Here is an 8,862-nt window from a genome sequence, read left to right on the forward strand (position 1 = left end):
CCCTGCGGACGTGACGGCGCAACGGGAGTGGGGGGCGCGGGAGTGGGGGGCGCCAGGGTGGGGGTCGTGCGGAGGGTGAAGCCGTCGTCGTGCTTCTGCGCCATCCACACCGAGCGGCCGGGGAGATACACCAGCATCCCCCGTGAGCGGGCCGCGTCGAACCGCGAACGGAGATCGAGGTACACGTCCCAGTCGTGATGGCCCCGGCCATCGGGCTCCGGCACGACCGTCTCGGGCCGGTGCCGCCAATACTGCCCGCCCGGCTGCGCGGCCGAGTCCACGACGACGACGCTCGCTCCGGCTTCCGCGGCCGCCACGGCTGCGGCCAGACCGGCGGGACCTGCGCCGACGACGGCGACGTCGGCCCGGAAGGTGTCCGTCCGACCGACGTGCTCGCTCATCCGCGGTCTCCTTCGAGAGGTTCGACGCCGTCGACCACCATGCCGTCGCCCACTTCGGCGAGACAGGCGCGCTGGTTGCCCACGCCGTCGACCGTGACGAGGCAGTCGAAGCACACGCCGATGCCACAGAAGAGGCCGCGCGGGCGGCCTCCCTTGCGCGTCGAGCGCCACGCGGTGATCCCGTTGGAGGTCAGGGCCGCGCCGACGCTTTGACCGGGGCTCGTCTCGAGCGGGCGGCCGTTGAAGGTGAAGGAAATGCTCATGCGTACGCCTCTGCGAATCGGGCGGGGGAGAAGGGAGAGAGATCGAGGTCGGGGGCTTGGCCCGCGAGGGCTTGGGCGAGGAGCTTGCCGGTGCCGGCCGAGAGGCCGATGCCAGCGCCCTCGTGCCCGGCAGCGTGCCACAGGCCTGGGGCGCGCTCGTCGTGGCCGATCACGGGCAGATGGTTCGGGCAGTAGGGCCGGAAGCCGTGGTAGTGCCGGATCGCCTTGACGTCGGCGAGGAAGGGGAACAGCGCTACCGCGTTCTGAGCGAGGCGAGCCAGGGCCTCAGTGCTCACGGAACGGTCGAAGCCCACGCGCTCGCGGGTGGAGCCGATCAGGATGGTGCCGCTCGGAGTCCCCTCGACGACCGGCGAGGCCTGCAGCCCTGCGTCAGAGCTGCCCACGTTGTCGATGTACTCGGCCGCGTAGACCTTGTGGTGGACCATCGGAGGCAACGGCTCGGTGACCATGACGAAGCCGCGTCGGGGCATCACGGGCACTTCCACTCCGGCGAGGGCCGCGAGTTCTCCGGCCCAGGTGCCGGTGCAGTTGACGACGGCCGACGCCGGGAAGTCGCCGCGCGCCGTCCGCGCACCGGTCACGCGGTCGCCGGAGCGGAGGAACCCGGTGACGGGCGTGTCCGCGTGGAAGGTGGCGCCGGCAGCGACGGCAAGCCGCACGAGCTGGGCGGCGACGAGCATGGGCTGAACCTGGCAGTCTTCGGGGTAGTACGCCCCACCGAGGGCTTCGTCGGTGATGTGGGGCTCGGCTCTGCGGAGCGCATCCCGGTCCAGCTCCTCGACCCGGACCCCGAAGTCCTTCTGAACCGCGATAATCCGGTGGAGCGAAGCGAGGCTGCTCTCACGGGAGGCGACGATGATGCCGCCCTTGCGCTCGAACTCCCAGAGGCGCTCATGGTCGGCGAGGTCGCCCTGCCAGACCCCGAGGGAATAGCGGGTGAGCTCGAGTTCCGGCCCGAGCTCCTTGTCGGAGACGAGGATGTTGCCTTCGCAGGCGGACGAGGTGCCGCTCGCGGGAAGGCCCTTGTCGAGAACGGTGACGCGGAGGCCCTGCCGGGCGGCGAAGTAGGCCGTGGCTGCGCCCATCACTCCCGCGCCAACGACCAGGACGTCGCTGGGTCGGTTCATTCCTTCTCCTGGGGTGGTGGCTCCTGCTCGCCCGTGGCCCACAGGCCGCGGGCGTGGCTGATATGGCGGCGCATGAGCACGAGCGAGGCTTGGCTGTCGCCGGCTTCGAGCAGGTCGAGCAGCTCGTGGTGCTCCTGCGCGGAATCGGCGAGGCGGTTCGATTCGCTCAGGCTCTTGAGTCCATACATGCGGGTCTTCATGCGGAGGCTCGTGGCGAGGGCCACGAGCTGGTCGTTGCCCGCGTAGCGGAGGACCTCGGCGTGGAAGTCTCGGTCGGCCGCCAGATATGCGGCGAGGTCGCCCTCGCGCGCGGCTGCGACGATCGCGTCGGCCATGGCGCGGAGGGCCGTGATGCCCTGCGCTGGAATGGTCCCCGCAACCTCGCCGACCACGGGCGGCTCGAGCAGCAGGCGGATCTGCGTGATCTCGTCGAGCTCCCTGTCGCTCATCCGAGTGACCCGGAAGCCCTTGTTCTTCACGGTCTCCACGAGCCCCTCGCGGGCCAGGTCCATCATCGCCTCGCGCACGGGGGTCGCGGACACGCCGAACGCCGCGCCGAGGGCCGGCGCCGAATACAGCGTCCCCTCCTCGAGCGAGCCGGCGATGATCGCTGCGCGGAGGGATTCGGTCACGGACTCGCGCAGGCTCCGCTGCGGGCCGAGCGGGGCGATCGGGAGGTTGTTGCTGGCTGCCACGGCGGACACTCCTTGGACGGGCGTCAATGTCTCGTGCCCCCTTCATACACCAAGGCCGCCGTGACGAGGTCCTCCCAGGCCATCCCAACTCCCGCATACAGGCACGGGCGCCCCGGTGTCCTCAGCAGCTCGCCCCGCACGAGCTCGCGCAGATTCGCGGGACGGATGGCCTCCCATTCTTCGACGCTTCGCGCGGGGATGAGGTCCCCGGCCTCGCGGAACGCGGAGGACCGGCCTTCGACGACAACGTCGCTGCGCCGCACGAGCTTCGCGTCGACTTCGCGCGCGGCGAGACCATGCTGCCCGACGGCGGCGACCACCGCGGTGGGGGCCACGAGCGCGCCGTCGAACAGCGGAGTCGACGACGACGTGGTGCACAGGACGACGTCGGCACCCGCCACCGCCTCGACCGTCGCCTCGCGGGCGTCGATCCCCTCCGCGGCGAGTGTCGCGAGGAGCCCGCGGACCCTCTCGAGGCGGCGGCCGACGACGGCGAAGCTCGCCCCGGGCAGGAGCGCGTGGGCCGCCCGAACGTGGTTGAGCGCCTGCACGCCAGCCCCGAAGGTCAGGACACGGGGCTGTGCGGGTGGCCCGCCGGGACCCGCGGCGAGGATGCGGGTCACGGCGAGCAGCGTCGTCGCGGGGGTGCGGATTGCCGTGAGCTCGGTGCCGTCCAGAACGGCGACGGGGGCGAGGGTGTCCGAGTCCACGAGGAGGTAGATCCCTTGGATCTTCTCGAGACCCCGGGCTGGATTGCCCGGCGCCACGGTGAGGGCCTTGACCCCGCTGTACGCGTTGCCCACGGCCGGCATGATCAGGAACTCGCCGGCGGGCGCCGGACTGAACAGCCGCGGGCTGTCCTCCTCGGGATCCACCCCATCACGGAGGGCGCGCTCCAAAGCTGCGACCGCCGTCGTCCATGGAGCCGCCGCGCGCACGGCCGCCGCGTCGAAGTAGGGAAGTGCCGTGCTGGTGAGGGTCACAGCAGGAACCCCGCGGGGAAGGGATCGGTGGGGTCCAGGAAGTACTGCGCTGTGCCGGTGACCCACGCGCGGCCCGTGACGGCGGGAATCACGGCGGGCCGGCCCGCGACCTCGGTCTCCTCGACCAGCCGGCCGATGAACCGCGAGCCGATGTAGGACTCGTTGACGAAGTCCGTCTCCAGCGCCAGCTCGCCGCGCGCGTGCAGCTGCGCCATGCGCGCGCTCGTGCCGGTGCCGCACGGCGAGCGGTCGAACCAGCCCGGGTAGATGGCCATCGCGTGGCGCGAGAGCTGCGCCGTCGAACCGGGCGCCTTGAGGTACACGTGGTGGCACCCGCGGATGTCCTCGCGCTCAGGGTGGACGGGCTCGCCGTCGGCATTGATCGCGTCCATGATCGCGAGCCCGGCCCTGAGGAGATCGTCCTTGCGGGAGCGCTCGAACGGCAGGCCCAGGGCCTCGAGGTCGACGATCGCGTAGAAGTTGCCGCCGAAGGCGAGATCGTAGGCCACGGAGCCGTAGCCCGGAACCTCGACGGTGGCGTCGAGCCGGTCCGCGAATGAGGGCACGTTCCGGATCGTGACCGACTCCGCGTGGCCGTCCTTGACGGCAACTTCGGCAATGACGAGGCCGGCGGGGGTGTCGAGCCGCACCGTGGTGATTGGCTCGACCACCTCCACCAATCCCGTTTCCACCAAGACGGTCGCCACCCCGATCGTCCCGTGCCCGCACATCGGCAGCAGGCCCGAGACCTCGATGTAGAGGACGCCGAAGTCCGCGTCGGGGCGCGTCGGGGGCTGGAGGATCGCTCCGCTCATCGACGCGTGCCCGCGCGGTTCGTACATCAGCAGCGTGCGGATCCAGTCGCTGTTCTCCATGAACCACAGCCGACGCTCGGCCATGCTCGTCCCGGGGATCGTGCCGACTCCTCCCGTGATCACGCGCGTCGGCATGCCCTCGGTGTGGGAGTCGACGGCGTGGAAGATGCGGCTCGTTCTCATGCTGGGCTCCTTCGTCCTCGGCAGAGTTGGTGGCTACTTGTAGCCCTTGGCGAGGGCCGCCTCCGTCGCGCGGACGACGGCGTCGCGCGCCTCGGGCGAGAGCGGGCTCCGGGGCGGTCGGCAGGCGCCGCCGCGAAGGCCCACGATATCCATCGACAGCTTGATGGCCTGGATGAACTCGGTCGTGCTGTCCCAGCGGAGCAGCGAGTGCAGGTCCCTGTAGATCTCTCGGGCCCGCTCGAGGTCCGCGACGTTCCCCGACGTCGAGAGACGGTACAGCTCAATGGTGGACTCCGGGAGGGCGTTGGGGTAGCCCGCCACCCAGCCGACGGCACCCGCGAGGCCCATCTCCACCACCGTGTCGTCCGTGCCAATGAGCAGGTCGACCTCTGGGGCGAGTTCCTTGATCTCGTAGGCGCGGCGGACGTCGCCACTGAACTCCTTGACGCCAACGATGAGACCCTCGCCATGGAGGCGCGCGATGAGCTGCGGGGTCAGGTCGACCTTCGTGTCGATCGGGTTGTTGTAGGCCACGATGGGGAGGCCGACGGCGGCCGCGCGCCGGTAGTGGTCTACGACTTCGTCGTCGGTGGCGCGGTAGGAGTTCGGCGGGAGGAGCATGAGGGCGTGCGCGCCGGCCTCGGCCGCCTGCTCGGCCCAGCGCTGCGTCTGGAGGCCGCCGTAGGCCCCGGCTCCCGCCATCACCGTGAAGCCTTCGGGTGCGGCCTCAACCGCCGTCGTGATGACCCGCGCACGCTCCTCGTCGCTGAGGGTCTGGTACTCGCCGAGCGAGCCGTTGGGGGCCACGCCGTCGCAGCCGGCGCTCGCCAGGAAGCGGACGTGTTCGGCGTAGGCGTCGAAGTCCACGCTGAAGTCTTCGTTGAAGGGGAGAGCGGTCGCGACGAGGACGCCGTGCCAAGGTGTGGCGGTCATGGGGTTCCTTTCAGGGAGAATTTTACCATGTGACATTGCACATAGGGGAAAATCGATGGTCAGCTGGCGGGGACGACGTATTGCTTTGCAGCGACCTTGCCCAAGCCTGCGGAGAGCCCAGCATCGGTGAGCAGCTTGGTGATGGTGCCGTCCTCACGCTGAGCCGTGATGCCGTCGTCGAGCGCCTTCTTCAGGCTCGTGTTGCCCTTGGTGAGCGGGAAGGCAGCCTCGGGTGCCTGGGTGATCGCGCCGACCCGAGGATCCGGCTTGTCGTTGGCGAGTGAGACCGTGACGCCCTGCGCGCCCTTGAACTGGAGCACCTGCACGCCGTAGGCGTCGACGTCCGCCTGGATGCGGCCGGCGTCGAAGTCGGCCTTGAGCTCGACACTGCTCGGGTAGGTGACCAGCTTGTCTCCAAGGATCTTCCGGAGATCCTCGACCCAGAGGTAGCCGTCGATCGTTCCGACCTTGCTCATCTTCTCGAGGTCCGTCACGGTCGTTGCACCTGTCTTCGAGGCGATGCCCATGCCGTCAAGGTAGGTCGACGCGGAGAAGTCGACGGCCTTGAGCCGCTTCTCCGTCGCGTCGATCGTGCCGACCGCGAGGTCGATGTTGCCACCCGAAATCGACTGGACCGCGTCTGCGTACGTGGCCTGCTGGTAGACCGGCTCGAGGCACTCGTCCTTGGCGATCTTGCTCACGATCGAGACATCGATGCCGTTGGGCTTGCCGCTGTTGTAGCTGCTGAACGGCGGGATGTCGATGACCCCGACTGTGAGCTTCCCCGGCGAGACCGTCTGCACTCCCTGGTGCTTCGGGGTGCAGTCGCCCGAGGAGGCCGTAGTGGTGCCTCCGCAGGCGGTCAGGCTCACGCCGGCGGCGAGGACGACGGCGGCCAAGGCACCGGTGCGCGTGGATTTCTTCATGGATTTTCCTTTCGTGGGGTTACGCGTGGCGAGCCAGGCGCTTTTCGAAGAACACAGTGATCCACGTGGCCGGCATTGAGATGGCGGCGTAGCAGATGCCAGCGAGGGTGAAGATCTGGAGGTAGTTGAAGTCCTCGCTGCCGATGTTGTACGCGGACTTCATGAGCTCGGGGACGGCGATCGCATAGGCGAGCGAGGTGCCCTGGAACATCTGGATGGCCACGCCCATGAGACCCGGGATGGCCGAGCGCATGCCCTGCGGCATGATGACCCGGAAGAACGTGTCGCGCTGGGAGATGCCAAGGGCGCTGGAAGCCTCGGTCTGCCCACGGGCCACCGACTGGATTCCCGCCCGCATGATCTCGGACGAGTAGGCCGCGGCGTTCCAGGTGAGGGCAAGGCAGGCCGCCGTGATGCTCTCGAAGGCGATGCCGAACTTGGGCAGGCCGTAGTAGAAGAGGTACAGGATCACGAGGGCCGGGGCGCCGCGCCCGATCTCGACGACGGCGAGGCCGAGGGCGCGCACGGCCAAGTTCTTTGCCGAGACCATCATGCTCAGCGCCAGGCCCAGCGGGTAGCCCGCGGCGATCGAGATGCCGGCGATCGTCAGGCTCACGCCGAGGCCGGACATCATCTGCGGGAGGTATCCCGCCCACTCTGCGAGCCAGCTCATGCGAACACTGCCTTCCTCATGCGGGCGTCAAGGGTTCGGGAAAGGTAGGCGACCGGCAGGCTGAGGCCGATGTAGAGGATGCCCACGAGGATGTAGGGCAGGATTCCCTCGACGGTGGGATGCTGCCGGGCGAAGGCCTGGGACTGGAACACCATCTCCGAGACGATGATGGTCGAGGCGATCGAGGAGTCCTTGAGCAGTCCCACGAGGTAGGTGGCAATCGACGGCGAGACGATCCGGAACGCCTGCGGGACCACGACGCCGAAGAACGTGCTCGCCTGGGGCAGGCCCAAGGCGTGCGAGGCCTCGAGCTGCCCGCGCGGCACGGCCTGCAGGCCGCCGCGGTAGATCTCCGCCAAGTAGGCGACTGAGACGATCCCCAGCCCCACGATGGCCGCGCTGACCGGGTTGAACTTGAACGTTCCGACCTGAATGCCGAACTTCAGCAGGAACAGCCACACGATGATCGGCACGCCTCGCACGAGGTCCACGAAGATCCGGGCCACGAGCCGCAGTGGCGCGACGGGCGAGGTCAGGGCGACGGCGAGCGGGACGGCGCCGATAATGCCGATGGCAAACGCCGAGATCGTCAGGGTGACCGTCATGGGCAGGCCTTGAAGGACCGCGGAGAAGGCGTCCATGTCAGCGCTCCAGCACGGCGCGGAGGAAGCGGCGGGTCCGGGTCTCCTGCGGGTCGCTCATGATGGCCCGGGGATCGCCCTGCTCGATGATCTTGCAATCGGCCATCACCACGAGGGTGTCGGAGACGTCGCGGGCGAACTGCATCTCGTGCGTCACCACGACCATCGTCATGCCGTCCGCGGCGAGCTCACGCATGACCGAGAGGACTTCGAGGCCCACCTCGGGATCGAGGGCGGAGGTGGGCTCGTCGAAGAGCATGATGCTCGGATCCAGCGCGAGGGCGCAAGCGAATGCGATGCGCTGCTGCTGGCCCCCGGAGCATCGGCCGGGGTGCTGCCCGGCCTTCTCCGTGAGGCCCACCCGCTCGAGGAGCTGCATCGAGCGCTCGTCGGCCTCTTCCTTGCTGCGCCCGAGCACGCGCTGTTGGGGGAAGCTCACGTTCTTCAGCGCGGTCATGTGCGGGAAGAGATTGAAGGACTGGAAGACCATGCCCACGCTGCGTCGCAGGGCGGCCAGATCTCGGGCAGTCACATTCTTGCCCGGCTCGATGGTGTGGCCGGCAACGCGGATCGTCCCCGAATCGGGGCGCTCGAGGAGATTGATGCAGCGCAGGAAGGTGCTCTTCCCCGCGCCGGACGGGCCGATGAGGGCGGTCACGGTGCCCGGCTCAACGTTGAGCGAGACATCGTCGAGAACCACGTGGTCCCCGTACCGCTTCGAGATGTTGTTCAGTTTGATGCCTACGTGTGAGGCTCGTGCCTCGTCTGTGGTCGCTGAGACGGTCATTGCCATGCTTCCCTGTTCTCCGGTTGCGATCCGAGACGCTCGACCCGAGTGGTCGGTGTCACATCACTGTGAAATGTTACATTGCACAGCCGGAGTGTCAAGGGGCTTCGGGAGAGGCCGCGCCCACGCCGAATTGTCGGTTTTCTGCGGGTTACGGGGCGCTGCACCCGCGAAAAACCGACAATTGGCCCCGCTGTAGCGGTGACGGCCCTACTGCTCGGCGGTCACGTCCTTGGGTTCCTTATCCGGCCGCCACCCGCGCCAGACCGGGTGCCGAAGACGGCCGGCCTCCGTCCATTCGCCGTACCGCACCTCACCGACGAACTTCGGCTGAACCCAGTGGGCGTCGGCCGTGTCCTCGCGGGGGATGTCGTCGAACGGCGATGTCTTCCGCTCGATCCGCCGCAGCCTGGA

Annotated in this window: 12 protein-coding genes; all 12 read right to left on the minus strand. The window is 68.7% G+C overall.

Translation table 11 applies throughout. The features are described from left to right. A partial coding sequence (locus ACTHL9_RS00445; protein WP_440516658.1) for an FAD-dependent oxidoreductase occupies positions 1-401 on the minus strand: 401 nt, incomplete at its 3' end. Next, a complete protein-coding gene (locus ACTHL9_RS00450; RefSeq protein ID WP_440516659.1) occupies positions 398-664 on the minus strand; it encodes a (2Fe-2S)-binding protein in 267 nt (88 codons plus the stop codon). The genes ACTHL9_RS00445 and ACTHL9_RS00450, both read right to left, overlap by 4 nt. Continuing rightward, positions 661-1,812 carry an NAD(P)/FAD-dependent oxidoreductase gene (locus ACTHL9_RS00455; protein WP_440516660.1) on the minus strand — a complete coding sequence of 384 codons (1,152 nt, stop codon included), beginning with the start codon at positions 1,810-1,812 and terminating at the stop codon, positions 661-663. The genes ACTHL9_RS00450 and ACTHL9_RS00455 overlap by 4 nt, the downstream gene beginning before the upstream one ends. Further along, the gene (locus tag ACTHL9_RS00460) at positions 1,809-2,507 is read right to left on the minus strand and encodes a GntR family transcriptional regulator (protein WP_440516661.1); all 699 of its coding nucleotides are present in this window, start codon (positions 2,505-2,507) and stop codon (positions 1,809-1,811) included. Before ACTHL9_RS00460 ends, ACTHL9_RS00455 begins: the two co-directional genes overlap by 4 nt. Positions 2,508-2,530: 23 nt before the next feature. Beyond that, positions 2,531-3,490: an ornithine cyclodeaminase family protein gene (locus ACTHL9_RS00465; RefSeq protein ID WP_440516662.1), complete on the minus strand. Its 960-nt coding sequence runs from the start codon at positions 3,488-3,490 to the stop codon at positions 2,531-2,533. Then, on the minus strand, positions 3,487-4,488 hold the full coding sequence (locus ACTHL9_RS00470; protein ID WP_440516663.1) for a proline racemase family protein: 1,002 nt from the start codon (positions 4,486-4,488) through the stop codon (positions 3,487-3,489). Before ACTHL9_RS00470 ends, ACTHL9_RS00465 begins: the two co-directional genes overlap by 4 nt. 33 nt (positions 4,489-4,521) lie before the next feature. Then, positions 4,522-5,421 (minus strand): dihydrodipicolinate synthase family protein, encoded by a 900-nt coding sequence (locus ACTHL9_RS00475; RefSeq protein ID WP_440516664.1) that lies wholly within the window; start codon positions 5,419-5,421, stop codon positions 4,522-4,524. A gap of 59 nt (positions 5,422-5,480) precedes the next feature. Continuing rightward, positions 5,481-6,347 carry a substrate-binding periplasmic protein gene (locus tag ACTHL9_RS00480; RefSeq protein ID WP_440516665.1) on the minus strand — a complete coding sequence of 289 codons (867 nt, stop codon included), beginning with the start codon at positions 6,345-6,347 and terminating at the stop codon, positions 5,481-5,483. 19 nt (positions 6,348-6,366) lie between these two features. Next, complete coding sequence (locus ACTHL9_RS00485; protein ID WP_440516666.1) at positions 6,367-7,020, minus strand: amino acid ABC transporter permease; 654 nt, start codon at positions 7,018-7,020, stop codon at positions 6,367-6,369. Continuing rightward, positions 7,017-7,661: an amino acid ABC transporter permease gene (locus ACTHL9_RS00490; RefSeq protein WP_440516667.1), complete on the minus strand. Its 645-nt coding sequence runs from the start codon at positions 7,659-7,661 to the stop codon at positions 7,017-7,019. The genes ACTHL9_RS00485 and ACTHL9_RS00490 overlap by 4 nt, the downstream gene beginning before the upstream one ends. A 1-nt stretch (position 7,662) precedes the next feature. After that, positions 7,663-8,448 (minus strand): amino acid ABC transporter ATP-binding protein, encoded by a 786-nt coding sequence (locus tag ACTHL9_RS00495; protein WP_440516668.1) that lies wholly within the window; start codon positions 8,446-8,448, stop codon positions 7,663-7,665. Positions 8,449-8,658: 210 nt separating this feature from the next. Further along, positions 8,659-8,862 (minus strand): hypothetical protein (locus ACTHL9_RS00500; protein ID WP_440516669.1); only part of this gene is annotated, 204 nt, incomplete at its 5' end.

The organism is Sinomonas sp. (genome assembly GCF_051955515.1).
GTDB lineage: Bacteria > Actinomycetota > Actinomycetes > Actinomycetales > Micrococcaceae > Sinomonas.

Excerpts from the sequence above, each read along its gene's own strand:
- ACTHL9_RS00450 (WP_440516659.1), bottom strand. The coding sequence starts at position 664 with ATGAGCATTTCCTTCACCTTCAACGGCCGCCCGCTCGAGACGAGCCCC.
- ACTHL9_RS00455 (WP_440516660.1), bottom strand. The coding sequence starts at position 1,812 with ATGAACCGACCCAGCGACGTCCTGGTCGTTGGCGCGGGAGTGATGGGC.
- ACTHL9_RS00470 (WP_440516663.1), bottom strand. The coding sequence starts at position 4,488 with ATGAGAACGAGCCGCATCTTCCACGCCGTCGACTCCCACACCGAGGGC.
- ACTHL9_RS00475 (WP_440516664.1), bottom strand. The coding sequence starts at position 5,421 with ATGACCGCCACACCTTGGCACGGCGTCCTCGTCGCGACCGCTCTCCCC.
- ACTHL9_RS00480 (WP_440516665.1), bottom strand. The coding sequence starts at position 6,347 with ATGAAGAAATCCACGCGCACCGGTGCCTTGGCCGCCGTCGTCCTCGCC.
- ACTHL9_RS00485 (WP_440516666.1), bottom strand. The coding sequence starts at position 7,020 with ATGAGCTGGCTCGCAGAGTGGGCGGGATACCTCCCGCAGATGATGTCC.
- ACTHL9_RS00490 (WP_440516667.1), bottom strand. The coding sequence starts at position 7,661 with ATGGACGCCTTCTCCGCGGTCCTTCAAGGCCTGCCCATGACGGTCACC.
- ACTHL9_RS00495 (WP_440516668.1), bottom strand. The coding sequence starts at position 8,448 with ATGACCGTCTCAGCGACCACAGACGAGGCACGAGCCTCACACGTAGGC.